The organism is Brevundimonas sp. 374 (assembly GCF_900102995.1).
GTDB classification, from domain to species: Bacteria; Pseudomonadota; Alphaproteobacteria; order Caulobacterales; family Caulobacteraceae; genus Brevundimonas; species Brevundimonas vesicularis_C.
This window is the reverse complement of the sequence record NZ_FNKT01000006.1, coordinates 34,437-59,721: the sequence shown is the minus strand read 5'-3', so window position 1 is coordinate 59,721 and position 25,285 is coordinate 34,437. Positions and strand designations below refer to the sequence as shown.

Here is a 25,285-nt window from a genome sequence, read left to right as displayed (position 1 = left end):
GGCTGACATGAACGCCTCGCCCAGTCTGGATGACCGCCTTGACGAGGCCGCCCGCGCGGAAGACCCGCGCGCGGCGGTCTCTGTCGTTTTGCGCGAGACCTATGACGCCGCCCGCGCCCGGGCGGAGCGCAAGCTTGACGGCGGCATGAAGGGCCGCGATGTGGCGCGTCTGTACGCCGCCGCCGCCGACGAGATGCTGGCCGGCCTGTGGCGGGTGGCGACCCAGACGCTGTGGCCGACCTCGCCGGTCGAGGCCGAGCGGCTGGCCTTGGTCGCGGTCGGGGGCTACGGCCGGGGCGTGCTGGCGCCCCATTCCGATCTGGACCTGCTGTTCCTGAGATCGTCCAAGGCGACGCCGCGCGGCGAGCAGGTGATCCAGTTCGTCCTCTATGTGCTGTGGGACCTGGGGGCCAAGGTCGGGTCGGCGGTGCGCTCGGTCGAAGAGTGTCTGAGCCTGTCGCGCACCGACATGACGGTGCGGACGACCCTGCTGGAGGCGCGTCCGCTGGCGGGGGACGAGGCGCTGGCCCAGCTGATGATCGGCCGGTTTCGCGACATGGTGTCGAAATCCGATCCGCGCCCCTTCATCGCCGCCAAGCTGGAGGAGCGGGCCGCCCGGCACGAAAAGGCCGGCTCGACCCGCTACAAGGTCGAACCCAACGTCAAGGACGGCAAGGGGGGCTTGCGCGACCTGAACACCCTGTACTGGATCGCCCGGTCTCTGGCGCCCGAAAGCCGGCTGGGCGCGACGGTGATGGACGAGCTGTTCACCCCGCGAGAGCGACGAACGTCGGACGAGGCGTTCGACTTCCTGTGGCGGGTCCGCATCCATCTGCATCTGATCGCGGGCCGGGCTGAAGAGAAGCTGACGTTCGACATGCAGCCGGAGGTGGCCCGACGCATGGGCTGGCGCGGGCGCGGCGACGAACCGGCGGTCGAGCGGTTCATGCGGCGATACTTTCTGGTGGCCCGCGACGTCGGCGCCCTGACCCGCGCCATGTCGGCCAAGCTGGAGGCGCGCCACCAGAAGACGGCGCATGGCCTGTCGCGTCTGATGGCGCCGTTCCGGCCCGCCCCCCGGCGCAAGCTTGAGGTCGAGGGGTTCTGGATCGATCAGGGGCGTCTGTCGGTCGAGGGGCCGGAGGTGTTCGCCGCCGATCCGGTCAAGCTGCTGACCCTGTTCGTCTGCGCCGACAAGCACGACCTGGACCTGCATCCGGACGCCTTTTCGGCGGTGACGCGATCGCTGTCGCTGGTGACGCCCCGGCTGAGGCGCGACCCGGCGGCGACGCGCGCCTTCCTGGACGTTCTGGCGCACGGGCAGCGGCCCTATCGCGTCCTGACCATCATGAACGAGACGGGCCTGTTGGGTCGGTTCCTGCCCGAATGGGGGCGGATCGTCGGCCAGACCCAGTTCAACATGTACCACGCCTATACGGTCGACGAGCATACGCTTCAGGCCATCGGCATCATCAACGACATCGCGCGCGGCAAACTTAAGACCGACCACCCCATGGCCAGCGAGATCGTGCACCTGATCTCGGACATGGAAGCCCTGATGCTGGGCATGCTGCTGCATGACGTCGGCAAGGGCGGCGAGCGGGGGCAGCTGGAGGATGGCGCTATCGCCGCGCGTCGGGCGTGCGAACGGCTGGGCGTCGATCCGCGCCGGATCGAACTGGTGGTCTGGCTGGTGCGCAGCCATCTGGCGCTGTCGGACTATGCCCAGAAGCGCGACCTGTCGGACCCGGCGACCATCCGCGCCTTCGCCGAACTGGTCGGCGATCCCGAGCGACTGCGAATGCTGCTGGTCCTGACCGTCGCCGATATCCGGGCCGTGGGGCCGGGGGTGTGGAACGGCTGGAAGGGTCAGCTGATGCGCACCCTTTACAATCAGGTGGCCGCCCTGTTCCGGGGCGAAGACGTGACACGCGAGGATCCGCTGGCGGCGCACCCGGCCCTGGTCCAGCGGGCGCGCGAGACGGGCGCCGCCGCCGAGAGCGCCCCAACCGCGCCGGTGCAGGGGCTGACGGTGCAGACCACTGAAATCTCCATCGCAGCGGCCGACCGGCCGGGCCTGTTCGCCGATCTGGCCCAGACCATGGCCGCCCTGGGCGCCGACGTGACCGACGCCCGCGTGGCGACCGAGGACGGCGTCGTCCTGGACGTGTTTCGTGTTCAGGACGGAGCGGGCCTGCCCTATGGCCAGGCCGAACCGCGTCGCCTGAAGGCCCTGGTCGAGGCGCTGGAAAAGGCCGCGCGGGGCGAGGGCCGCATCGGCCAGGCGCCCGATCCGACCGGCAATGCGCGCAAGGCGGCCTTCGAAGTCCGACCCGTGGTCATGGTCGATCACCACGCCAGCGAGGTCGCCACAGTGGTCGAGGTGTCCTGCGCCGACCGGCCGGGCCTGCTGGCGGACCTGTCGCGCGTGTTCAACGACGAAGGCCTGAGCATCCGCTCCGCCCATGTCGCCAGCTATGGCGAGCGGGCGGTGGACAGTTTCTACGTCGTGGATCGCAAAGGGCGGAAGATCACCTCGGAACAGCGGATCGCCGAACTGCGCACCGCGCTTGAGGCCGTGCTGGACAGCCGCGCGCCCGCGCCCGCCGGACGCAAGGTCGCCTCGGCCCGCGCCAGCGCGCGCGACGTCTCCGACCTGGGCCGCCGCAGCCCGCGCGCAAAGCCCGTATCGCCCGGCGAACAAGCGCGCTAAGCGACAACCTTCCTCCGCGCCCTGTCGAATGTCCGCATGAGCCTCGCCCGAAACACCCTGGTGCAGTCGACCCTGACGCTGGGCAGTCGAATTCTCGGCTTCGTGCGCGACATGGCGCTGGCGGCGCGCTTCGGCCAGGGACCGATGATGGACGCCTTCACCACGGCGTTGATGCTGCCCAACATGTTCCGCCGCCTGTTCGCCGAGGGCGCCTTCGCCCAGGCGTTCGTGCCGGTCTATGGCGGGGTTCGGGCGCGCGAGGGCGAGGAAGCCGCCGCCGTCACGGCGTCCGAGGCGCTCAGCTTCATGCTGGCGGTCGTCGCCGGCTTCTGCATCCTGCTGCAGGTCGTGATGCCCTGGATCATGCCGTGGCTGCTGTCGGCCTATCGCGACCAGCCGATGGTGCTGCGCGCCGCCGTGATCGCGACCCAGCTGGCCATGCCCTATCTGGCCTGTATGACCGTGGCCTCGCTGCTGTCGGGCGTGCTGAATACGGGCGGTCGGTTCGCCCTGTCGGCGGCCGTGCCGGTGTTTCTGAACCTGTGCACCCTGGCCGCCCTGATGCCGCCGCTGATCCTGCCGATCCCGCAGGAGACGGTGCTGCTGATGGTGACGGCGGCGGTGACAGTGTCGGGCCTGATCCAGGCCGGTCTGCTGTGGTGGGGCGTGCGGCGTCTGGGCGTTCGGCTGAAGATCGGCCTGCCGCGCATCACGCCGAATGTGCGTCACACCCTGGCGCTCGCCGTGCCCGGCGCCCTGGCGGGCGGGGCGCTTCAGATCAACTCTCTGGTGTCGCAGTTCCTGACCGGCTCGGACGAGGGCGCGCGCTCGGTGCTGTATAACGCCGACCGGCTGTATCAATTGCCGCTGGGCCTGGTGGGGGTCGCCATCGGCCTGGCCTTGGTGCCACGCCTGACCAAGGCGTTCGTCGACGGCGATCACGAGGGCGGGCAGAAGACGCTGGATGACGGCATCAACCTGGCCATGGCCTTCACCCTGCCCGCGGCGGTGGCCCTGTTCGTCATTCCCTTCTTCATCATCGACGCGACCGTAACGCGCGGCGCCTTCACTTCGGCCGACGCCGCCCGCACCGCCGATGTGCTGCGTCAGTTCGCCTGGGGCGTGCCGGCCTTCGTCCTGGCCAAGGTTCTGACTCCACCCTTTTTCGCGCGCCAGGACACGCGCCGTCCGATGATCTTCGCCGTGGCCAGCGTGGTCATCACCGTCATCCTGGGCTCGGCCCTGTTCTTCTGGTTCCGCCGTCAGGGCTGGGACGGGGTGCTGGGCCTGGCCATCGCCACCAGCACCTCGGCCTGGGTCAACGTCGCCCTGCTGGGCGGGGTCCTGATCCGCGAGAACAGCTGGCGGCCGTCGCCGGCCTTTTTGTCGCGCATCGCCCGCGTGATCGCCGCCAGCGCCATGATGGCCGCCCTGCTATTCGCCTCCGACGTCTTCTATCCGCAGCTTAGCCGCCTGTTCCTGGCCAAGGAGATCGCCGTCCTGGTGGTCTGCGGCGCCGGGGCCGGGCTTTACGGCTTCTGCCTGCTGGCGTTCCGGGCCGTCACCATCTCGGAACTGAAGGCCACGCTGAAGCGCGAGCCCGGCGGCGGCGCGGTCTCCGGTCTGGACTGACAGGCGGCGAACCGATAAGCGCGAGGCCATGACGACCTCGGGCCTGATCCATGACTTGCGATGGCGCGGCTGAGCCGCCGCCTGCCTCGCCACGCCTGCCTTTCGACCTTCCGAGACCCGATCCCATGACCGACCAAACCCCCGCCGTTGCGACATATGATGGCCCGCGCCGCATCCTGTCCGGCATCCAGGCCTCAGGCGCGCTGCACCTGGGCAACTACCTCGGCGCCTTGAAGCGGTTCGTGGAGCTGCAGGACCAGGGCGCGCCGGTCTATGTCTTTGTCGCCGACATGCACGCCATCACCGTGTGGCAGGATCCGGCCAAACTGACGGCCCAGACGCGCGAGATCGCCGCCGCCTATCTCGCCTCGGGCCTGGATCCGGAAAAGGCGATCATCTTCCCGCAGTCAGCCGTGCGCGCCCATGCGGAACTGGCCTGGATCTTCAACTGCGTCGCCCGTCTCGGCTGGCTCGACCGGATGACCCAGTTCAAGGAGAAGTCGGGCAAGCACAAGGAACGCTCCTCGGTCGGCCTGTACACCTATCCCGTGCTCCAGGCGGCCGACATCCTGCTGTACAAGGCCACCGAAGTGCCTGTCGGCGAGGACCAGAAGCAGCATCTGGAGCTGACCCGCGACATCGCCGCCAAGTTCAACAACGACTTCGGCGTTCCCGGCTTCTTCCCCGTACCCGAGCCGATCATCCAGGGACCGGCGACCCGCGTCATGTCCCTGCGCGACGGGGCGGCCAAGATGTCCAAGTCGGATCCGTCCGACAACAGCCGCATCAACCTGACCGACGACGCCGACACGATCGCCTCCAAGATCAAGAAGGCCAAGACCGATCCCGAGCCGTTGCCGGAAACCCTGGAGGGCCTGAACGAACGGCCCGAGGCCAAGAATCTGGTCGCCATCTATGCGGCGTTGGCGGGCCTGACCCGCGAACAGGTGATCGCACAGTTCGGCGGCCAGGGCTTCGGCGCCTTCAAGCCGGCGCTGGCGGACCTGGCGGTGTCGTCTATGGCGCCCGTGACGGCCGAGATGCGCCGTCTGATGGACGATCCGGCCGAGATCGACCGCGTGCTGAAGGCCGGCGCCGAACGCGCCGCCGAGGTCGCCGATCCCGTGGTGGACGAGGTCAAGAAGATCGTCGGCTTCTGGAGGGCGTAATGGGGGTCTATGAAGCCAAGGTCGTCTGGAACCGCGGCGACCAGCCCTTCCTGGACAAGCGCTACAGCCGGGCCCATTCCTGGAGCTTCGACGGCGGAGCGGTGGTGCCGGGGTCGTCGGCGCCCTCCAGCGTGCCCGTGCCAATGTCCGATCCGGCCGGCGTCGATCCGGAAGAGGCGATGATCGCCTCTCTGTCCAGCTGTCACATGCTGTGGTTCCTCGCCTTCGCCGCCAACGCCGGCCTGGTGGTCGACACCTATGTTGACGAAGCGTCGGGCAAGATGGGCAAGGACGAGAACGGCAAGCGCTACCTCGCCGAGGTGACGCTGCGCCCCTTCACCAGCTTCACCGGCCGCGAACCCGATCAGGCCGAGATCGACGCCCTGCACCACCAGGCCCACGATCACTGCGAAATGGCCCATTCAGTCCGCGCGACCATCACGGTCGAGGCGACGATCGGTTAGGCGGCGACCGCCGTCTCTTCCTCGACCAGGGACCTGAACAGAGCGTGGGCGGCGATCATGCCGTCCGAGGTCGCCAAGGTGATTTTGGAGGCGGCGCGCGCCAGATCGCCGGCGGCGAAGACGCCCGGCTGGGTCGTCTGCTGCATGGCGTCCACCTTGATCACTCGCCCCATCGGGGTGTCGGTCATCTCGCAGCCCAGCCGCTCGGCGAACGGGCTGGCGACACGCACATTGGCGCCGACGAAGATGGCCTTCAGCTCGACGAACCGTCCGTCGGTCAGCCGCGCGCCGCTCAGGTCCGGCGCCTCGCCCTCCAGCCGCGCGATGGGCGTGGCTTCGATGGTGACCCCGCGTCGATCCAGCAGATGGGCCTCCTCGGGCGACAGGCCGACGTCCAGATCCATGAACAGGGTGACCTGGCCCCATTCGGCGACCGTCGCCGCATACTGGACCACGTGATCGCCGCGCCCCAGCACGCCGATGGGGCCGCCGCCGATCTCATAGCCGTGGCACCAGGGACAGTGCAGGGCGGTGCGGCCCCAGCGTTCCTTCACCCCCGGGATGTCGACCAGCACGTCCTCGACACCGTGCGACAGCAGCAGCCGGCGACCGCTTGTCCGTGTGCCGTCAGCGAAGGCGACCGAGAAACCGCCATCGATCCGTTCGACCTCGACCGCCTCCGCCATGCGGAAGGCGGCGGTCGGATAGGCCGCGACCTGGGCTCGAGCCGACGCCGTGATCTCAGCGCCGGGCTTTCCGTCATTCGTCAGGACGCCATGGGCGCGAGCGGCGAACCGATTGCGCGGCCGGCCGTCGTCGATGACCAGAACGCGGCGGCGCGCGCGGACCAGCTGCATGGCTGCGGACAGGCCGGCATAGGAGCCGCCTATGATCAGGGCGTCGTGCGGCATGACGTCAGGACTTTCGAGCGTGGGCATGCAGGAGGTCTCTCTTGGGATGTTCGGCCATGCGGCGCGAGAAATCCGCCGCCAGATCGGCCAGGGTTATGTCGTTCAGGCGCCCGATCAGCAGGGCGCGAGCGGCGGCGTAGGTCTCGGCCAGGGCGTCGTTGACCGCCGCCTCGACCAGGCAGCCGTCGGCCTCGATAGGCGGAGCGGCCGGAAACAGATCCGCGCCGCCGAGGGCCGCGTTCACCTGGCCCAGGGTGACCTGATCCAGCGATCGCGACAGACGCCAGCCCCCGCCATGCCCCTTTTCCGACGCCACCAATCCCTGCTCGCGCAGGCCAGCCATGGTTCGGCGCACCACCACCGGATTTGTCGAAAGGCAGACCGCCAGCTGATCCGAGGTCATGGGCGAGCCGGTGCGTGTCTCATGCTCGGCCATGTGCAGCAGGGCGTGGAGGATGTTGGACAGTCGGGAATCCCTTTTCATGTAACCGCAATTGTTACGTGATGGATCGCCCGTCAAGAGCGCGGGTCAGTTTTCTTTTTCAGCCGTGTGGGACGGCGTCGGTCAGGAAGGCGCCAAACCGGCGCAGGGCCTCGGCCGTCAGGGTCGGATCGTGGCGCATCGGCCCATTGTTGGTGGGTTCGTCGAAGGCGTGGGTGCCCCCGGCGATCCAGCTTTCGACCTGGGAGCCGCAGTTGCGGATCATGGCGTTGACCTGTTCGGCGTTGCGAACGGTCGTCAGGTGGTCGCGCTTGCAGGTGACGGCCAGAACGCGCGGGCAATGCCGCCAGGGCTTCAGCCGGTTGAAGGCGAACGGGCCGATGTAGGGATAGGCCAGCCACACCGCCTTGACGCCGGACAGGCTGGCCTCGGCGGGATCGGTCACGCCAAAGGCGCCGGGCGTCGGCGCGCCGCTCATCATCTCCATGATCGACCAGCCGCCGTGGCTCCAGCCGGCCAGGGCCAGCTTCGTCGCGTCGACATCGGGGCGGGCCGAAACGCCTCGGATCGCCGCCAGGACGTCGCCCACCCGTTCATAGCCCCGGAACGACAGGCCCGTGCAGACCGCCGCCAGAGTGAAGGCCCGGCCCCAGCCGCGCGGGCCGTAGGAATCGATGATGAAGGCGCGCCAGCCCGCCGCCTTGGCGACCTCGGCATAGCGGGGCAGGTGATCGCGCAGACCCCCGCAGCCGTGGAAAAGCAGCACGGCGGGGCGAGGCCGCTCGTCGTCCGGCCCGACGACGGTGACATGGGGCTCCAGCCGGGCCCAGCGGCGCTTCAGATCGTCCATTTCCGATTTACGCCGCAGCTTACGCTCCAACGCCAGCCCCTCTTGCGCATTTCCTCATTCAGATATATCTGAACCGCTGTGAATAGATATATCGAAAAGGAATCGATCATGAGGTCCAAGGGGATCTTGCAAGGACGCCGCAACGGATGCGGCGAAAAACACGGTCGCCATGGCGGCCTGGCCTTCGGACGTGGCATGCGCGGCGGGCGCGGCGCGGACTTCGGTCCCGGCTGGGAAGGCGGCGAGGCGCGCGGACGTGGTCACGGCCATGGCCGGCGCGGCGGCGGGCGCCTGTTCGACCACGGCACGCTGCGCTGGGTGCTTTTGTCGCTGATCGCCGACAAGCCCAGCCACGGCTATGAGCTGATCAAGGCGGTCGAAACGAGACTGGGCGGCGCCTACTCGCCCAGCCCCGGCGTCATCTATCCCAGCCTGACCTTGCTGGAGGAGATGGGCGCGCTGGAGTCCGAGGCCCAGGGCGGCAAGAAGCGGTACGCTATTACCGAGGCCGGACGCGCCATGCTGGCGGAAAACGAAGACGTGCTGAAGGCCGCCGAGGCGACGATGGACAAGTTCGCCGCGCGCGCTCTGCGTCCGACCGCCATCCAGGACGCCATCGGCCGACTGCGCCACACCCTCCATGGGCGGCTGACCGGCGAGATCGCCCTGACCGACGCTCAGGTCGAGGCCATCGCCGCCGTTTTGGCCGAGGCGGCCGACAGGATCGAAAAGGCATGAGCGCGCGCGAAAGCCGTCGCGTTCGGCACGAGCTGAAGTTTCGCACGCTTTCGGTCGTCTCGGTCGAAGGCCTGACGCCCACGCTGAAGCGGGTGATCCTGAGCGGCGACGACCTAGCCGGCTTCGTCAGCGCAGGATTTGACGATCATGTGAAAATCTTTCCCGTACGGGACGGAGAGACGCTGAACCTGCCGACCGTGGGGCCAGACGGGCCGGTGTTTTCAGAGCCCCCGCCGGTCGCGCGCGACTACACGCCTCGGGCCTATGATCCCGCGACCAACCGGCTGACCATCGATTTCGTCCTAGGACATAGCGGTCCGGCGACGGAATGGGCCGAAGCGGCGGCGCCTGGATCGATCCTGGGCGTCGGCGGGCCGCGTGGGTCGTTCATCGTCCCGGTCGACTATGCCGACCATGTCCTGATCGGCGACGAGACGGCCTTGCCCGCCATCGCCCGCCGTCTGGAGGAACTGCCGGCCGGGGTGCGCGTCCTGACTGTGATCGAGGTTGCAGACGCCGCCTCGCGATTGACGCTGACGAGCCGCGCGAACCTGACGTCAGTCTGGGTCGAGCGCGACGGCGATCATGAACAGGCCCGCGCCCTGGTTTCGGCCGCGAAGTCGGCGGCGGCCGACGTATCGCGCGACGACGCCTATGTCTGGATCGCGGCGGAAGCCCAGGCGGCCAAGGCGTTGCGCGGCGCCATGGTCGCACTCGGTTTCGCCCCCAAGGCGATGAAGGCGGCGGGCTACTGGCGTCTGGGCGATGGCGGCGCCCTTGGCGTCATCGAAGACTGACGTTCAACGCGCCCGGCGCAGCGTCAAGTTCAGCCGGCCGCCGCCGGGGATCAGGCGCGACGATCCGGCCAGCACGCGGTCGACGCCATGACGGGCCAGGCGCGCGGGGCCGGTCAGGGCGCAGACGTCGCCGCTGTCCAGCCTCAGCGTCGTGGTGCGTCCGCCCTCCGCCGCGCCGATGCGGAACGTCGCCGTGTCCCCTAGCGACACCGACAGTACGGGCGCGCCGAGGTCGGCTTCGTCCTTGTCCTGGTGCAGGCCCATCTTCGCCGCATCGCGATACAGATTGACCAGACAGGCGTCCGGCGGCGTGGGCCAGGCGACCGTCGCGTCCCACAGGTCGAGCAGCACAGTCGGGATCGCGGGCCACGGTCGCCCGGTTTCGGGATGGGTCGACTGATAGCGATAGCCGCCCCGGTCGGAGACCCAGCCCAGAGGCCCGAAGTTGCTCATCTGAACCGAAAAGGGCCGACCGCCCGGCGTGGTCGGCCGATAGAGGGGCGCATCTTCCAGCCGGGCGAACACCTCCCCGATCAGATCGGCCTGCGCCGCAGCATCGAGCGCCCCCGGCCAGAGCCGGAAGCCCTCAACGGCGGTCTTCACCTCAACGGGTGTAGGTGTATTCGCTGACCTCACAAACATTGATGCGCGACCGCGTCAGCTCCTGACCGTTGGTGAACTCGGCCTTGAAGTCATAGATGCAGGCGCCCGAGCCGTCATCGATGTTGATGCGCACATCCTGCCCGCTTTCCAGAACGTCCGAGCCCATGATGTCCTCTTCCCAGTCGTCGCTGCGTGAATCCGACGCGTAGAAGCGCAACATGGTCCAGCCGGTGCGGTTCTTGATGGTGACGTGCCGATCATAGCCGTCCTTCGACTGCACCATGGGCATCGCAGCAGGCGGCGCGGCGACCGCCGCGGAGCCGACAAGAACGGCAGCCGCGACGACGGCTTTGAGCAGGGTCTTGATCATTGTTTCCTCTCTCTTCCTCGATCGCGATCCCCAGAGCGCGATGCAAAATCTTATGCGCCGTAATCGCCGCGCCTGCATCTTCGAATTTCAACGTTCTTCGAAAGCGTTGAATCGCATAACGCCCTTGCGGGCCGGGGGGATTTTCCCATATCGGGGCCAGCTTCGGAGAAACCCCGCGAAACTTGGGGCTATCCAGCCTGATCCACGCCAACCCAACCGGGGGCGGTCACGCGCGGCGCTTCGTCGAAGGCCGCCGCATCGCCCGCCGAACCAGAGAGACTGAAGAACACATGGCCAAGATTATCGGCATCGACCTGGGCACCACCAACTCGTGCGTCGCCGTCATGGACGGCAAGACGCCGAAGGTGATCGAAAACGCCGAGGGCAACCGCACGACCCCGTCGGTCGTGGCGATCCAGGACGGCGCGGAAGTGCTGGTGGGTCAACCCGCCAAGCGCCAGGCCGTCACCAACCCGTCCAACACCTTCTTCGCGATCAAGCGCCTGATCGGCCGCAACTTCGATGATCCCGTCGTCGCCAAGGACAAGGGCATGGTGCCCTATGAGATCGTCAAGGGCCCGAACGGCGACGCCTGGGTGCGCGCCTTCGGCAAGGACTATTCCCCGCAGCAGATCTCAGCCTTCACCCTGACCAAGATGAAGGAAGCGGCCGAAGCCTATCTGGGCGACAAGGTCACCCAGGCCGTGATCACCGTGCCGGCCTACTTCAACGACAGCCAGCGTCAGGCGACCAAGGACGCCGGCAAGATCGCCGGCCTGGAAGTGCTGCGCATCATCAACGAGCCGACCGCGGCGGCCCTGGCCTATGGTCTGGAAAAGAACGACGGCCAGAAGATCGCCGTCTATGACCTGGGCGGCGGCACCTTCGACGTCTCGATCCTGGAGATCGGCGACGGCGTGTTCGAGGTGAAGTCGACCAACGGCGACACCTTCCTGGGCGGCGAGGACTTCGACCTGCGTCTGGTCGACTACTTGGCCGACGAGTTCAAGAAGGAGCAGTCGGTCGACCTGCGCCAGGACAAGCTGGCCCTGCAGCGCCTGAAGGAAGAGGCCGAAAAGGCCAAGAAGGAGCTGTCGACCACGACCCAGTACGAGGTCAACCTGCCGTTCATCACCATGAACGCTTCTGGCCCGCTGCACCTGAACATCAAGCTGACGCGCGCCAAGCTGGAAAGCCTGGTCGAGGATCTGGTCCAACGCACGATCGAGCCGTGCAAGAAGGCCCTGGCCGACGCCGGCCTGAAGGCTTCGGACATCGACGAAGTGGTTCTGGTCGGCGGCATGACCCGCATGCCCAAGGTCGTGGAAGCCGTGAAGGCCTTCTTCGGCAAGGAGCCGCACAAGGGCGTGAACCCTGACGAAGTCGTGGCCCTGGGCGCCGCCGTTCAGGCCGGGGTTCTGCAAGGCGACGTCAAGGACGTGCTGCTGCTGGACGTGACGCCGCTGACCTTGGGCATCGAAACCCTGGGCGGCGTCTTCACACCCCTGATCGAGCGCAACACGACGATCCCGACCAAGAAGAGCCAGACCTTCTCGACCGCCGACGACAACCAGTCGGCCGTGACGATCCGGGTCTTCCAGGGCGAGCGTCCGATGGCGTCGGACAACAAGATGCTGGGTCAGTTCGACCTGATGGGCATTCCGCCCGCACCGCGCGGCATGCCGCAGATCGAGGTCGCCTTCGACATCGACGCCAACGGCATCGTCAACGTCTCGGCCAAGGACAAGGCGACCAACAAGGAGCAGTCGATCCGCATCCAGGCGAACGGCGGCCTGTCAGACGCCGACATCGACAAGATGGTCAAGGAAGCCGAAGCCAACGCCGCGACCGACAAGGCCAAGAAGGATCTGGTCGAGGCGCAGAACGCCGCCGACAGCCTGATCCACTCGACCGAGAAGGCCCTGGCCGAACACGGCGACAAGGTCGGCGCGGACGAGAAGACGGCCATCGAGACCGGCCTGGCCGAGCTGAAGACCGCGCGCGAAGGCACGGATCCGGAAGACATCCGCGCCAAGACCAACACCCTGGTCCAGGCCTCGATGAAGCTGGGTGAGGCCATGTACGCCCAACAACAGGGCGACACCGCCGCGGAAGGCCAGCCGGCCGACGACGGCGTGGTCGACGCTGAGTTTGAGGAAGTGTCGGACACTGACGGCGACGACAAGAAGAGCGCCTGATCCGTCACAGGTCGCTGAAATGATACGGCCCCGCTTGTCTTGCGATAGGCGGGGCCTTTTCATGAAACTTGCATCATTGGTCCCGGACCCCATGTCAGCCGGGACATCGATTTCGACCAACGCTCGATAAGAGGCGAGGCGAAAGCGAACGGGGAAGTATGAGGACGAACGCCCGATGGCGCGTGATTATTACGAAGTTCTGGGTGTCGAACGCACGATCGACGCCCCCGGCCTGAAAGCCGCCTACCGCAAGCTGGCCATGATCCACCACCCGGACCGCAACGGCGGTTCGGAAGAGTCGATGGCCAAATTCAAGGAGCTGTCCGAGGCCTATACGGTGCTGTCGGACGACAACAAGCGCGCGGCCTATGATCGTTACGGCCATGCGGGTGTGAACGGCGGCGGGGGCGGCAATCCGTTCGGCCAGGGCGGCCAGGGTTTCTCGGACATCAACGACATCTTCTCCCAGGTCTTTGGCGACGCGTTCGGCGACGCGTTCGGTGGACGCCAGGGCCGGGGCCAGCAGGGCGGACCGCGCCGGGGCTCGGACCTGCGCTACGATCTGGAGATCACCCTGGAGCAGGCCTACAAGGGCGAGGACGTCGAGATCGACATCCCCTCGACCATGACCTGCGACACCTGCGAGGGGTCGGGGGCCAAGCCGGGCACCAAGCCTGTCACCTGCACCACCTGCCAGGGCGCCGGTCGCGTGCGCCAAGCGAACGGCTTCTTCCAAGTCGAGCGCACCTGCCCACGTTGCCACGGCCAGGGTCAGATGATCGCCGATCCCTGCACCACCTGCCACGGGCACGGCCAGGTGCGCAAAACCCGGACCCTGAACCTGAAAATCCCCGCCGGCGTGGACGACGGTTCGCGCATCCGTCTTTCGGGCGAGGGCGATGCGGGCCAGCGCGGCGGACCGCGCGGCGATCTGTATGTCTTCATCTCGGTCGCGCCGCACGACCTGTTCGAGCGGGACAACCTGGACCTTCTCGTCACCGTGCCCGTGCCGATGACGGTGGCGGCTCTGGGCGGCGAAATCGACGCCCCTTGCCTGGTCTCCACGGCCTGCGACGGCAAGTGCAAGGCCTCGGTCGCCGTGCCGGCCGGCGCCCAGACCGGCAAGACCGTGCGCATCAAGGGCAAGGGCATGCCCCATCTGAACGGCCGCAACCGGGGCGATCTGGTGGTCGAACTGTTCGTCGAGACGCCCACCGATCTGACCGCGCGCCAGCGTGAGTTGCTGGAAGAGCTTGCCCTGTCGTTCGGGGAGGGGCAGAACCCCAGGAATTCCAGCTTTGCCGGAAAGGCGAAGCGTTTCTGGGCCGACATCCTGGGCAGTCAGGACGCGGACGGGTCGAAAGAGAACGCGGTTTGAGCGCAATCTTCCACGCCGGCATTTCCGGCTATCGCGGCCGGATGGGGCGTGCGGTCTCTCAGGTTCTGGACGCTCGCGAAGACGTGGTGGTCGCCGCCCGCTTCGATTGGGGCGAAACCGCCGACCTGTCGCTGTGCGACGTGATCATCGACTTCTCGACCCCGGCCGCCTCGGTCGCCCTTGCCCAGAGCGCCGCCGAGCGCGGCGGCCCGGCCCTGGTGATCGGCTCGACCGGCTTCACGGACGAGCAGGAAGCCGACCTGATGAAGGCCGCCGAGAAGGTCGCCATCGTCAAGAGCGGCAACTTCTCCCTGGGCGTGAACATCCTGATCGGCCTGGTCCAGCATGCGGCCCAACGTCTGGACGCCCAGGATTGGGACATCGAGATCACCGAGGCCCACCACCGCCGGAAAGTGGACTCACCTTCGGGCACGGCCCTGATGCTGGGCGAAGCGGCAGCCGAGGGGCGGTTCGCCGATCTGGCTCAGTTGCGCACCGCCCCCTACGACGGCGTGCAGGGCGAGCGGGAGACCGGCAAGATCGGCTTTTCCTCGATCCGCGCCGGCGGGATCGTGGGCGAACACACGGTGCTGTTCGCCTCAGAGGACGAGGTTCTGACGCTCAGCCATTCGGCCATCGACCGGTCGCTGTTCGCCCGCGGCGCCGTCGCCGCCGCGGCCTGGGTCCGCACCCGCCGCCCCGGTCTCTATGACATGCAGGACGTGCTTGGCTTCAGGCAGGCCTGATGCCCAAGGGCGATTGCCGCCCTGCTATGTTCGCGACTCGGTCACGACGTCAAAACAGATCATCTCCGTCATTCCGGGGCGGCCAAAGGCCGAACCCGGAACCCAGGAGCGCAATCTCATTCTAGAAATGCGTCCGGCATCCCGGCCTCACGCCTAGCTTCCGGGTTCCTTGCTCCGCTCAGCCCCGGAATGACGACGGCTTTTCAGGGTCGTCTTGGCTACGCGGCGTCTTCCTGCGCCGGCAGGCCGTAGGCGTCCCACAGCGACCGATCCTTCAGCGCCCTGGCGAGGAAGGCGACGTGGGCGGCCTGTTCCTCGGGTGTGGAGCGCGGCGCCAAGGGGCGAGGGCGCTGGCCGTAGGCGGCGGTTTCGATGACGCCGCCGGGACCACGGCCGACCGGCGCGGACGACAGGTCCAGCACCCGTTCCTTGCCGCCGCGAAGCTCCAGATAGACCTCGGCCAGCAGACGAGCGTCGATCAGGGCGCCGTGCAGCGTCCGCTCGACCAGCGACACCTTGTAGCGTTTGCACAGGGCGTCCAGTGAGTTGGGCATGCCCGGAAACCGCGTCTGGGCCAGTTTCAGCGTATCGATCCAGCGCGCCTCGCCGGTGATCGGCCGGCCGCACCGCGCATATTCGAAGTCGATGAAGTTCCGGTCGAAGGCGGCGTTGTGGGCGATCATCTGCGCATCGCCGATGAATTCGATCAGGTCGTCGGCGATCTCGGCGAACTTGGGCGCATCCTTGACCTTCTCGTCGGTAATGCCGTGAACCCGGATGGCGTCGGGCGGGATCAGCCGCTCGGGATTGACGAACCGATGGAAGGTCCGCCCCGTCGGCAGCAGGTCCTGTATCTCGATACAGCCGACCTCGATCAGCCGGTCGCCCGTCTTGGGGTCGAAGCCGGTGGTTTCCGTATCCAGAACGATCTCGCGCGCCATTCGCCCTTAATGGCGGCATTCGCCTCAGCGCGAAAGGCTCGCCGCGTCGCGCCGGGGAGATATCCACGACGGGGCCAGAACGGCGGCCACGATCGCCTCGACCTCGGCCCGAGCAGCCTCCAAACCCCGGCCGGTGTCGATGACGAAATCGGCGCGGGCGCGCTTTTCCGCGTCCGGCATCTGGCGCGCCAGGATGGCGTCGAACCGTTCGCGGGTCATGCCGCGAGCCAGGACCCGCTCCGCCTGGATCGCCGGATCGGCGGTGACCACCACGACGGCGTCGACGGCCCTGTTCCCGCCCGTCTCGAACAACAGGGGAATGTCCAGAACCGCCAGTTTCACACCGGCCGTGCGCGCCGCCTCCAGGTCCGCCGCGCGCCCCTGGGCGACCAGGGGGTGGACGATGGCTTCCAGACGACGGAACGCCGTGTCGTCTTTCCCAAGCGCCTCGGCCAGACGCGTGCGATCGACCGCGCCGTCCACCACGACGCCGGGAAAGGCATCGCCCACAGGGCCGACCGCCGCACCGCCAGGCGCGTAGAGGCGGTGAACCGCATCGTCGGCGTTCCAGACGACCGCACCCAGATCGGCGAACATGGCCGTCGTCGTCGACTTGCCCATGCCGATGGAGCCGGTGAGACCGAGCAGGATCATGCCGTCTCGCCCAGATGCGTCATCAACAGGGCGCGAAGATCGAGAGGCGGCGGCGGGCGGCGGAACAGGGCTTCGAACGACGGCGCCGCCTGGCCGATCAGCATGGCCAAGCCATCCACCATCGGCAGGCCGCGTTCGCGCGCCGCCATCAGGAAGGGCGTGGCCAATGGCTTGTACGTCATGTCCATCACCACCGTGCCGGGCGCGATCCGGTCGAAGTCGATGGTCGGCGGGACGCTGAGCGCATTGATGACCAAGGCTGCGCCGTCAAAAGCGTCATCGGCCGTCATGACCCGAATCGACGGCCCGAGATCGGCGGCCAAGGCCTCGGCGCGTTCGGGGGAGCGGTTGACGATGCGCACCTCGGCGCCGGCCTCGACCAGGGCGCCGGACCCTGCGCGGGCCGCGCCGCCGGCGCCCAGCATCACCACCGGCCGCCCGGCCACGTCCAGGTCCGGCGCCTGTTCCTTCAGGCCGCGCATCAGGCCGGTCCCGTCGGAACTGTCGGCCAGCACCCGCCCGTTTTCGAACTGCAGTATATTGGCCGAAGACGTCAGCCTCGCCGCCGCCGTCGCCTGATCCGCCAAGGCGAAGGCCTGTTCCTTGAACGGGGCGGTGACGTTCAGTCCCATGATCAGACCGGCACGTCCCGCTGCGACCAGGGCCTCGAACCCGGCCGCATCGGCAGGGGCGAAGGGGACATAGGCGCCGTCGATGCCGCCGGCCGCCAGCCAGGCGTTATGGATGACCGGGCTGAGCGAATGGGCGACCGGGTTTCCGGCGATCCCGGCGACCATGGCGGTCCCGGTTATGCGGTGCGTGCTCATGCCGCGATCACCCCCGCCCGACGCAGCTCTTTCAACACCGGCCAGAGCGGCAGGCCCAGCACCGTGAAATAGTCGCCGTCCACCGCCTCGAACAGCTGCGAGCCCAGCCCCTCAAGCCGGTAGGAGCCGACGCAGGACAGCAGGGCCTCGCCCTCGGCCGCCAGATAGGCGTCGAGGAAGGCGTCCGAGAAATCGCGCATCCGCATCTGAACCGTATCGACGCCGGACCAGACGATCTGGCCCTTGATGGCCAGCGCTGCGCCGGAGTGCAGTTGGTGAGACTTGCCGCGCATGGCCTTCAGCCGCTCGCGCGCCGCGTCCAGAGACCTGGCCTTGGAGACCAGGCCGCCGTCAAAGGCCAAGGTCTGATCCGAGCCCAGCACCCAGGCGGTCTCGTCGTCGCGCGAAACGGCCAGGGCCTTGGCTTCCGCAAGACGAACGGCGAGGGCGGCGGCGTCCAGATCGGTCGAGACGGCCTTGATCGCGTCCTCGTCCACATCGGCGACGCGCACCTCGAAGGCGACGCCGGCGTTTTCCAGCATGGCGCGGCGGGCCGCGCTCTTGGAAGCCAGGATGAGAGTTCCGCGCTCAAGCAGCCCGGAGGGCGATAGCGCAGCAGGAATACTTTTCACCAGGTCGTCCCGATCTTGTGGTTGCGATGCTCGCTCAGCAGATTGGTGATCGCCGCCGCCGTCTCTTCCACCGAACGGCGGGTCACATCGATGGTCGGCCAGCCGCGCCGCTCGAAGGCCCGGCGCGCCTTGATCGTCTCGTCGCGCACGGCGTCCTGATCGGTATAGTTCGACGACTGGCTGGCGTTCAGGTTGTCGATGCGGTTGCGCCGGATCTGAACCAGCCGATCCGGCGATACGGTCAGGCCGATCACCAAGGGGTTCTTCAGCTTGGTCAGCCGCTCGCCGTCCTCCTGACCCGGCACCAGGGGCACGTTGGCCGCCCGGATGCCCCGGTGGGCCAGATAGATGCAGGTCGGGGTTTTGGACGTCCGGCTGACCCCGCACAGAACGACGTCGGCGCCTTCCAGCTGATCCAGAGAGCCCTGGCCGTCATCATAGGCCATGGCGAAGTCCAGCGCCGCGATCCGGTTGAAATAGTCGTGGTCCAGCGCGTGCTGGGCGCCGACGCGGGTGGACAGGGCCGCGCCGAGATAGCGCGACATGGCGCCGACCAAGGGATCCAGCGCGCCGATCTGCGGCATGTCCAGGCGACGGCAGCCTTCTTCCAGCTGCTCGCGCAGATCGCGGTCGACCAGGGTGTGGAGAACGACGCCCGGCGCGGCCTCCACCTCCTGCAGCACCCGCTCCATCTGCTTTGACGATCGCACCAGGGAATAGATGTGCTCGATCGGAATGACGCCGTCGAAGCGTGCGGTCACTGCCTTGGCCATGGCGTTCAAGGTCTCGCCGGTGGAGTCCGACACCAGGTGAACGTGGAAATAGGTGGCCAGACGGGCCGGTCCCGAGGGTCTCGCAGGGCTCATGAGACTGTCTGTCTCCCTGTTGAAAGTTGGGGGACGGCGTTGGACCGTCGGGGCGCCGTTTTTCTTAGCCGCTGATCGATCCGCCCGCGAGCGGGGATGATGGTGGATCGCGTTGGTCGTCCGCCGCCGGATCATCCCAAGGCGGAAAACCGAATTTCCAACCGCTGTGGAAATCCTAATGAAAGGTTAACGGCGCTTAACCGCGTTCACAGCCGCAAGTCCCCGCAAACCCTTGCCCGTTAAGGTTTCGTTAGGGATTGTCCACCGGCGGGATTGGTCGTTTCGACATCCCCGTTAGGGATATGGCAGACGTGGATATCCGCTTTTGTTCCGCCGCCTCCGATCGAGTCATCCCCGCCATTCCACCGCCCTACCTGCCACTTCGAATCTTTTAATTCTTAATCTGATTAGGGATTGAGAGCGGGGGGCTGTGACCTTAATCCTCCGGGATGACCGATCAGACCCAGAATGCCGATCCGACACCCTTGGTGCTCCGGGCTCTCCGCGGGGAGACGCTGGAGCGTCCGCCGGTGTGGTTCATGCGCCAGGCCGGTCGGTATCTGCCGGAATATCGCAAGCTGAGGGCCGAGGCGCCCGACTTCATCGCCTTCTGTCTGAACCCTGAAATGGCCGCCGAGGCGACGCTTCAGCCGATGCGCCGGTTCGGCTTCGATGCGGCGATCGTCTTCGCCGACATTTTGCTGATCCCGCGAGCCCTGGGCCAGGACGTCTGGTTCGAGACGGGGGAGGGGCCGCGTCTGGGCGAAATGCCGATTCCGGGTCGGATGGCCGAGCTCGCCCCGGCGGCGGGCGAGCATCTGTCGGCGGTGGGTGAGACCCTGTCGATCGTGCGCGCGGCCCTGGAGCCGGAACGCGCCCTGATCGGCTTCGCAGGCGCGCCCTGGACCGTGGCGACCTATATGCTGGACGGCCAGGCGCGCACCATCGGCAAGGGTGAACGCGCCCAGGCCCGCACCTACGCCTATGCCGATCCCGAGCGCGTCGATGAGACGCTGGAGGTTCTGGTCGAGGCCACGGCCCGATATCTGAAGATGCAGGCCGACGCCGGCGCCCAGGTTCTGAAGATCTTCGAGAGCTGGGCCGAGGGTCTGCCGGATGATCTGTTCGAAAGATTGGTCTTGAAGCCCCACCAGGCGCTGGTGAAGCGCACGCGGGAGCTGGGGGTCACTGTACCCCTCATCGGCTTCCCACGGGGCTCTGCGGCGCTCGCAGAGCAGTATGCCGAGGCGGTCGAAGTCGACGCCGTCGCCCTGGACACCGCCTGCCCGCTCGAGGTCGGAAAACGCGTGCAGCAAATCAAGCCGATCCAGGGGGCGCTCGACCCGCTGTTGCTGCGCGTCGGCGGCGATCTGCTGGACCGACGCGTCGATCAACTGATGGAGGCGTGGGGGCAGGGACCCTGGCTCTTCAACCTGGGCCACGGCATCCTGCCGGACGTGCCGATCGACCATGTCGAACAGGTTCTGAGACGGATCGGCGCCCAATGAGCGATGCGACCCCCGGCCGCCGCATTGCGGTGGTGTTGTTCAATCTGGGCGGGCCGGACGATCAGGCTTCGGTCAAGCCGTTCCTGTTCAACCTGTTCAACGATCCGGCCATCATCGGCCTTCCGGGTATCTTGCGCACGCCTCTGGCCAAACTGATCTCCAGCCGGCGCGAAACCAGCGCCCAGGCCAACTACGCCCTGATGGGCGGGGGATCGCCGCTGCTGCCCGAAACCCGTCGCCAAGCTGAGGCTTTGCAGGCGGTGCTTGGCGCGCGGCTTGGCGGCGATGAGGTCAAGGTCTTCATCGCCATGCGCTACTGGCATCCGTTGACCGAGGAGACGGCGGCCGAGGTCGCCGCCTTCGGACCCGACGAAGTCGTCCTGCTGCCGCTCTATCCGCAGTTTTCGACCACGACGACGGAATCCTCGCTGAAGGCCTGGAACGCCGCCTATGCCGGCCCGGGCGTCAGCCGCGCCGTCTGCTGCTATCCGGCCGCGACAGGCTGGGTTGAGGCCCAGGCCCAGGCGATCGGCGAGAAGCTCGACGAGGCGGTAGGTCAGCCGGTGCGGGTGCTGTTCTCCGCTCATGGCATCCCCGAGAAGCTGGTGACCGGCAAGGGCGATCCCTATCAGGAGCAGATCGAGACGACGGTCGCCGCCGTGGTCGCCGCCATCGAGGCCCAGCGCGGACCGATCGACCACGCCATCTGCTACCAAAGCCGGGTCGGGCCGATGAAATGGCTGGGCCCGTCAACGCCTGAAGCCATTGAAACGGCGGCCAAAGACGGCGTCGGCGTCGTCGTCACGCCTATCGCCTTTGTCTCGGAGCATATCGAGACCCTGGTCGAACTGGATATCGAATATGGCGAACTGGCCCACGAAAAAGGGGCCAGTCCCTATTTGCGGGCGCCGGCGGTCGGGATCGAGCCGCTGTTCATTGACGCCTTGACCGATGCGACCGTGGGCGCGCTATCCCACGCGGGCGTCGCGCCGTTCGGCCAGGGCTGCAAGGCGGACTGGAAGGCTTGTCCGCATCGTAAGGGAAGGCAGGCGGCGTGAACACCTATGATCTCGCACGCGGGCTGCACATTCTGGCGGTGATCGCCTGGATGGCGGGACTGCTGTTCTTGCCTCGGCTCTACGCCTATGACGCCGAGCAGAACGCCAAGCCAGAACCGCTGAAAAGCGAGATGCAGACGCTGCTGCGCCTGTGGCAGACGCGACTGCTGCGCATTATTCTGAACCCGGCGATGATCCTGGCCTGGGTCTTCGGGCTGTGGCTGATCCACATCGACGTCTCGGCGCGCGGCGCCGCCTTCTTGGGCGAGCCGTGGATGATCGCCAAGCTGGCGGGCGTCTTCCTGCTCAGCGGTTGGCATGGCTTCCTGGCGGCCCAAAGGAAAAAGATCGCGGCCGGCACGTCGAAATATTCAAGCAAGTTCTGGCGCATGACCAATGAAGTGCCCTTCGTTCTGGCGATCATCATGGTGCTGTCGGTGACGACCGAGTGGACGTTCCGTTAAGCGGCTCCGCTTGACCTGACCCGCCGCCTGTGGTTCCGCTGGCGGCGAACCGTTCGGCGTCCCGCGCCGGCGGTCCCTCTCTTTCGTGACGCCTGCAGGCCTTGGAGCCAGCGGGAGCCCGTCGCACCTCCCTTCGGCCTTCCGGCCAGACATTTTCAGAGACCCGCGCCGCAGCCGTCTGGCCGCGTGCGCCCGCGAGCCTGCATTATGACCGACATCCGCGACACCAATACCGACGCCCCCGAGAACGAAGGCGTGGAGGTTGAAACCCCCACCCATCACGGCGCGGCGCATGAAGCCGGCGAGGCGGCGGGCGCCGATTCTGGCGTGGACACGACGGCAGACGACGAAGAGGACGGCGAGCCCGTCGTCGCCAACGGCCGCATCACGCTCGCCGAACTGAACGAGAAGACACCGGCCGACCTGGTCGCCTTCGCTGAACAGCTGGAGGTCGAGAACGCCTCCAACTTGCGCAAACAGGATTTGCTGTTCGCCATCCTGAAGGCCCTCGCCGACGAAGAAGTCGAGATCATCGCCGACGGCGTCCTGGAAATCCTGCCGGACGGGTTCGGCTTCCTGCGCAGCTCGGACGCCAACTATCTGCCGGGTCCGGACGACGTCTATGTCTCGCCGTCGCAGATCCGCCGCTTCGGCCTGCGCTCGGGCGACACTGTCCATGGGGCCGTGCGCGCGCCGCGCGAAGGCGAACGCTACTTCGCCCTGCTCAAGGTCGACACGATCAATCTGGAAGACCCCGAAGCGGTTAAGACCAAGGTCCTGTTCGACAACCTGACGCCGCTCTATCCCGAAGAGCGACTGCACATGGAGATCCAGGATCCGACGTTGAAGGATCGCTCGGGCCGGGTCATCGATATCGTCGCGCCGCTGGGCAAGGGCCAACGCTGCCTGATCGTGGCGCCGCCGCGCGTGGGTAAGACGGTGATGTTGCAGAACATCGCCAAATCGATCGAGCGGAACCACCCGGAGGTCTTCCTGATCGTCCTGCTGATCGACGAACGCCCCGAAGAAGTGACGGACATGCAGCGCACGGTGAAGGGCGAGGTTGTCGCCTCGACCTTCGACGAGCCTGCCACCCGCCACGTCGCCGTCGCCGAAATGGTGATCGAAAAGGCCAAGCGTCTGGTCGAGCACAAGAAGGACGTGGTGATCCTGCTGGACTCCATCACGCGTCTGGGCCGAGCCTACAACGCCACCGTCCCCTCCTCGGGCAAGGTGCTGACGGGCGGTGTCGACGCCAACGCCCTGCAACGGCCCAAGCGCTTCTTCGGCGCTGCGCGTAACGTGGAGCAGGGCGGTTCTCTGACCATCATCGCGACGGCCCTGATCGACACCGGCAGCCGCATGGACGAAGTGATCTTCGAAGAGTTCAAGGGCACCGGCAACTCGGAAATCGTGCTGGACCGCAAGGTCGCCGACAAGCGCATCTTCCCCGCCATCGACGTGCTGAAGTCCGGCACCCGCAAGGAAGATCTGATCACACCGAAGGATCAGCTGGCCAAGACCTACGTCCTGCGTCGCATCCTGAATCCGATGGGTCCGCAGGACGCGATCGAGTTCCTGCTCGACAAGCTGCGTCAGTCCAAGAACAACTCGGACTTCTTCCAATCGATGAACACCTGATCCGTCATCCTCAAGCAGCCACGCGCGCGGCGCGTGGCGTTAGGGTAGAAATGGCGTTTCACGTGAAACAGGAGGCCATGCGATGAAGGTCAATGTGGAAGTCGATTGCACGCCGGCGGAGGCGCGCGCCTTTCTCGGCCTGCCGGACGTGACGCCGCTGAACGAGGCCATGGTCGCGGAGATGCAGAAGTGGATGGAGGCCAATGTCGCCGCCATGCAGCCCGAGGAACTGATGAAGACTTGGACCAGCTTCGGCCTCCAAGCTCAGGACCAGTTCCGACGCCTGATGGAAGCGGCGGTAAAGTGAGCATCCGCCCGGTTCGGAGCCGCTCGGTCTGAGTTGATGATCGATACCATATTCGCCTTGGCAACGCCGCCCGGCCGAGGCGCCATCGCGGTTCTCCGTTTGTCGGGCCCCGGCGTAGAGGCCGCGTTGACGGCGCTGGGCGCGACCCGTTTAACGCCGCGCATGGCTTCGGTGCGCAACCTCAGCCATGCCGGCGATCACATCGATCAGGCGCTGGTGCTGCGTTTCGTGGCGCCAAACAGTTACACGGGTGAGGACGCAGCCGAGCTGCATCTGCATGGCGGTCGTGCCGTCATCGAGGCCGCCAGTCGCGCCTTGATCGCACTGGGCTTGCGCCCGGCGGACCCCGGCGAATTCACGCGCCGCGCGTTTCAAAATGGCCGCATGGATTTGGCGCAGGCCGAGGCGGTCGCCGATCTGATCGATGCGGAGACCAGCGCCCAGGCCAAGCAGGCGTTGGGTCAGTTGGATGGCAAGCTCAGCGAAACCTATGCCTGCTTCCGCCGTGATCTTCTTCACGCCTTGGCTCTGGTCGAGGCCGAGATCGATTTTCCGGATGAAGAGGTCCCGGACAATCTGGCCCGTACGGCGGGGCCTGTGCTGGACCGGCTCGGCGCCGACCTGAGACGCGCGGTCGATACGGGGCGGCGTGGCGAACGGGTGAGGGATGGTTACCGCATCGTCCTGATCGGTGAGACGAACGCCGGCAAGTCGTCGTTGTTCAATGCGCTCGTTGCACGTGAGGCGGCCATCGTGACGCCGATCGCCGGCACCACGCGGGATGTGCTGGATGCCGATCTGGTGATCGGGGGCTATGCCGTGACTTTGTCGGATACGGCAGGCTTGAGAGACAGCGACGACCCCGTCGAGGCCGAGGGCGTGCGCCGCGCCCGGCTTCGCGCCGAACAAGCCGACTTGCGTGTCTGGGTTCGCGCGCCGGGTGATCCGGACGGGGTGGCTGCTAACTACGTCAAGGATGGCGATCTGATCGTGGCGACCAAGTCCGACCTAGGCGCCGGCTCAGCCGATGACGAGTATGAGACTTTAGCGGTGAGCACCGTGACCGGTGCCGGCCTGGCTGAGCTTCGAGAATGGATTGCTGCCCGTCTTGCCCGGGACCTGTCAGGCGCCGACTTCCCTGCCGTGACGCAAGAGCGCCATCGGCTGCGTTTGCTTGAGGCGTTGGAAAGCGTCGATGCGGCGCGGGCTGCGCTCAATGTGGCGCCGGAAATGGCTGGCGACGATCTGAGACGGGCTGCCGACGCTCTGGGGCGCGTGACAGGTGCGATTGGTGTTGAGGACATTCTGGGCGAAGTCTTTTCGACCTTCTGCATCGGAAAGTAGGTCTAGCCATACCAGCGTTTCACGTGAAACAG

The 25,285-nt window shown here is 66.9% G+C and carries 25 protein-coding genes; 15 read left to right on the top strand and 10 right to left on the bottom strand.

All coding sequences use genetic code 11. The features are described from left to right. Positions 1–7: 7 nt before the first annotated feature. The 4 genes from glnD to BLR19_RS13170 all read left to right on the top strand — a co-directional run bounded on the left by glnD (position 8) and on the right by BLR19_RS13170 (position 5,978). Complete coding sequence (gene glnD, locus BLR19_RS13185) at positions 8–2,713, top strand: [protein-PII] uridylyltransferase (RefSeq protein WP_066627193.1); 2,706 nt, start codon at positions 8–10, stop codon at positions 2,711–2,713. 36 nt (positions 2,714–2,749) lie between these two features. Beyond that, positions 2,750–4,345: a murein biosynthesis integral membrane protein MurJ gene (gene murJ / locus BLR19_RS13180; protein ID WP_091751915.1), complete on the top strand. Its 1,596-nt coding sequence runs from the start codon at positions 2,750–2,752 to the stop codon at positions 4,343–4,345. Between the two features lie 125 nt (positions 4,346–4,470). Beyond that, complete coding sequence (gene trpS / locus BLR19_RS13175; RefSeq protein WP_091751912.1) at positions 4,471–5,514, top strand: tryptophan--tRNA ligase; 1,044 nt, start codon at positions 4,471–4,473, stop codon at positions 5,512–5,514. Beyond that, positions 5,514–5,978 (top strand): OsmC family protein, encoded by a 465-nt coding sequence (locus tag BLR19_RS13170; RefSeq protein WP_091751909.1) that lies wholly within the window; start codon positions 5,514–5,516, stop codon positions 5,976–5,978. The genes trpS and BLR19_RS13170 overlap by 1 nt, the downstream gene beginning before the upstream one ends. Here BLR19_RS13170 and BLR19_RS13165 read toward each other — a convergent pair. The 3 genes from BLR19_RS13165 to BLR19_RS13155 are packed head-to-tail and all read right to left on the bottom strand — an operon-like array spanning position 5,975 to position 8,181. Next, positions 5,975–6,916 carry an NAD(P)/FAD-dependent oxidoreductase gene (locus tag BLR19_RS13165; RefSeq protein ID WP_255366668.1) on the bottom strand — a complete coding sequence of 314 codons (942 nt, stop codon included), beginning with the start codon at positions 6,914–6,916 and terminating at the stop codon, positions 5,975–5,977. The two genes, BLR19_RS13170 and BLR19_RS13165, sit on opposite strands and share 4 nt — an antisense overlap. Further along, entirely contained in the window at positions 6,894–7,373 is a 480-nt protein-coding gene (locus BLR19_RS13160; protein WP_091751901.1) for an RrF2 family transcriptional regulator, read from the bottom strand. The genes BLR19_RS13165 and BLR19_RS13160 overlap by 23 nt, the downstream gene beginning before the upstream one ends. A 58-nt stretch (positions 7,374–7,431) precedes the next feature. Next, the gene (locus tag BLR19_RS13155) at positions 7,432–8,181 is read right to left on the bottom strand and encodes a dienelactone hydrolase family protein (protein WP_091751898.1); all 750 of its coding nucleotides are present in this window, start codon (positions 8,179–8,181) and stop codon (positions 7,432–7,434) included. Positions 8,182–8,289: 108 nt separating this feature from the next. On the opposite strand from BLR19_RS13155, the gene BLR19_RS13150 reads away from it, so the two are divergent. Continuing rightward, positions 8,290–8,919: a PadR family transcriptional regulator gene (locus BLR19_RS13150; protein WP_091752104.1), complete on the top strand. Its 630-nt coding sequence runs from the start codon at positions 8,290–8,292 to the stop codon at positions 8,917–8,919. Further along, on the top strand, positions 8,916–9,716 hold the full coding sequence (locus BLR19_RS13145; protein ID WP_091751895.1) for a siderophore-interacting protein: 801 nt from the start codon (positions 8,916–8,918) through the stop codon (positions 9,714–9,716). Before BLR19_RS13150 ends, BLR19_RS13145 begins: the two co-directional genes overlap by 4 nt. 3 nt (positions 9,717–9,719) lie before the next feature. On the opposite strand, the gene BLR19_RS13140 is transcribed toward BLR19_RS13145, so the two are convergent. Both BLR19_RS13140 and BLR19_RS13135 read right to left on the bottom strand, forming a co-directional pair. Beyond that, positions 9,720–10,358 carry an alpha-ketoglutarate-dependent dioxygenase AlkB gene (locus BLR19_RS13140; protein WP_091751892.1) on the bottom strand — a complete coding sequence of 213 codons (639 nt, stop codon included), beginning with the start codon at positions 10,356–10,358 and terminating at the stop codon, positions 9,720–9,722. After that, complete coding sequence (locus tag BLR19_RS13135) at positions 10,321–10,689, bottom strand: hypothetical protein (RefSeq protein WP_091751888.1); 369 nt, start codon at positions 10,687–10,689, stop codon at positions 10,321–10,323. The genes BLR19_RS13140 and BLR19_RS13135 overlap by 38 nt, the downstream gene beginning before the upstream one ends. 257 nt (positions 10,690–10,946) lie before the next feature. Here BLR19_RS13135 and dnaK point away from each other — a divergent pair, with 257 nt between their 5' ends. The 3 genes from dnaK (at position 10,947) to dapB (ending at position 15,011) form a co-directional block, all read left to right on the top strand. Further along, positions 10,947–12,887: a molecular chaperone DnaK gene (gene dnaK / locus BLR19_RS13130; protein WP_255366673.1), complete on the top strand. Its 1,941-nt coding sequence runs from the start codon at positions 10,947–10,949 to the stop codon at positions 12,885–12,887. 175 nt (positions 12,888–13,062) lie between these two features. Continuing rightward, positions 13,063–14,265, top strand: a complete 1,203-nt coding sequence (gene dnaJ, locus BLR19_RS13125) for a molecular chaperone DnaJ (RefSeq protein WP_091751885.1) — start codon at positions 13,063–13,065, stop codon at positions 14,263–14,265. Beyond that, a complete protein-coding gene (dapB, locus tag BLR19_RS13120) occupies positions 14,262–15,011 on the top strand; it encodes a 4-hydroxy-tetrahydrodipicolinate reductase (protein WP_091751883.1) in 750 nt (249 codons plus the stop codon). Before dnaJ ends, dapB begins: the two co-directional genes overlap by 4 nt. A 218-nt stretch (positions 15,012–15,229) precedes the next feature. Here the strand turns inward: dapB and dnaQ are convergent, their stop codons facing one another. Genes dnaQ through BLR19_RS13095 form a run of 5 tightly spaced genes read right to left on the bottom strand, consistent with a single transcriptional unit; the run spans position 15,230 to position 18,931 of the window. Next, positions 15,230–15,952, bottom strand: coding sequence for a DNA polymerase III subunit epsilon (gene dnaQ / locus BLR19_RS13115; RefSeq protein ID WP_091751880.1), 723 nt, complete (start codon positions 15,950–15,952; stop codon positions 15,230–15,232). A gap of 24 nt (positions 15,953–15,976) precedes the next feature. Continuing rightward, entirely contained in the window at positions 15,977–16,606 is a 630-nt protein-coding gene (coaE, locus tag BLR19_RS13110; protein WP_091751877.1) for a dephospho-CoA kinase, read from the bottom strand. Beyond that, positions 16,603–17,433, bottom strand: coding sequence for a shikimate dehydrogenase family protein (locus BLR19_RS13105; protein ID WP_176758352.1), 831 nt, complete (start codon positions 17,431–17,433; stop codon positions 16,603–16,605). The genes coaE and BLR19_RS13105 overlap by 4 nt, the downstream gene beginning before the upstream one ends. Beyond that, entirely contained in the window at positions 17,430–18,065 is a 636-nt protein-coding gene (locus BLR19_RS13100; protein ID WP_255366666.1) for a Maf family protein, read from the bottom strand. Before BLR19_RS13100 ends, BLR19_RS13105 begins: the two co-directional genes overlap by 4 nt. Beyond that, complete coding sequence (locus BLR19_RS13095; protein ID WP_091751869.1) at positions 18,062–18,931, bottom strand: pyruvate, water dikinase regulatory protein; 870 nt, start codon at positions 18,929–18,931, stop codon at positions 18,062–18,064. The genes BLR19_RS13100 and BLR19_RS13095 overlap by 4 nt, the downstream gene beginning before the upstream one ends. A gap of 449 nt (positions 18,932–19,380) precedes the next feature. Between BLR19_RS13095 and hemE the strand changes: the two genes are divergently transcribed. The 6 genes from hemE (at position 19,381) to mnmE (ending at position 25,253) form a co-directional block, all read left to right on the top strand. Then, complete coding sequence (hemE, locus tag BLR19_RS13090; protein ID WP_091751866.1) at positions 19,381–20,439, top strand: uroporphyrinogen decarboxylase; 1,059 nt, start codon at positions 19,381–19,383, stop codon at positions 20,437–20,439. Next, positions 20,436–21,497: a ferrochelatase gene (gene hemH, locus BLR19_RS13085; RefSeq protein ID WP_091751863.1), complete on the top strand. Its 1,062-nt coding sequence runs from the start codon at positions 20,436–20,438 to the stop codon at positions 21,495–21,497. Before hemE ends, hemH begins: the two co-directional genes overlap by 4 nt. Further along, positions 21,494–21,961: a CopD family protein gene (locus tag BLR19_RS13080; protein WP_091751860.1), complete on the top strand. Its 468-nt coding sequence runs from the start codon at positions 21,494–21,496 to the stop codon at positions 21,959–21,961. The genes hemH and BLR19_RS13080 overlap by 4 nt, the downstream gene beginning before the upstream one ends. A 207-nt stretch (positions 21,962–22,168) precedes the next feature. After that, entirely contained in the window at positions 22,169–23,602 is a 1,434-nt protein-coding gene (gene rho, locus BLR19_RS13075) for a transcription termination factor Rho (protein WP_091751857.1), read from the top strand. An 82-nt stretch (positions 23,603–23,684) separates the two neighbouring features. After that, positions 23,685–23,909 (top strand): DUF6489 family protein, encoded by a 225-nt coding sequence (locus BLR19_RS13070; RefSeq protein ID WP_091751854.1) that lies wholly within the window; start codon positions 23,685–23,687, stop codon positions 23,907–23,909. A gap of 36 nt (positions 23,910–23,945) precedes the next feature. Further along, complete coding sequence (gene mnmE, locus BLR19_RS13065; protein ID WP_091751851.1) at positions 23,946–25,253, top strand: tRNA uridine-5-carboxymethylaminomethyl(34) synthesis GTPase MnmE; 1,308 nt, start codon at positions 23,946–23,948, stop codon at positions 25,251–25,253. The last annotated feature ends 32 nt before the right edge of the window (positions 25,254–25,285 follow it).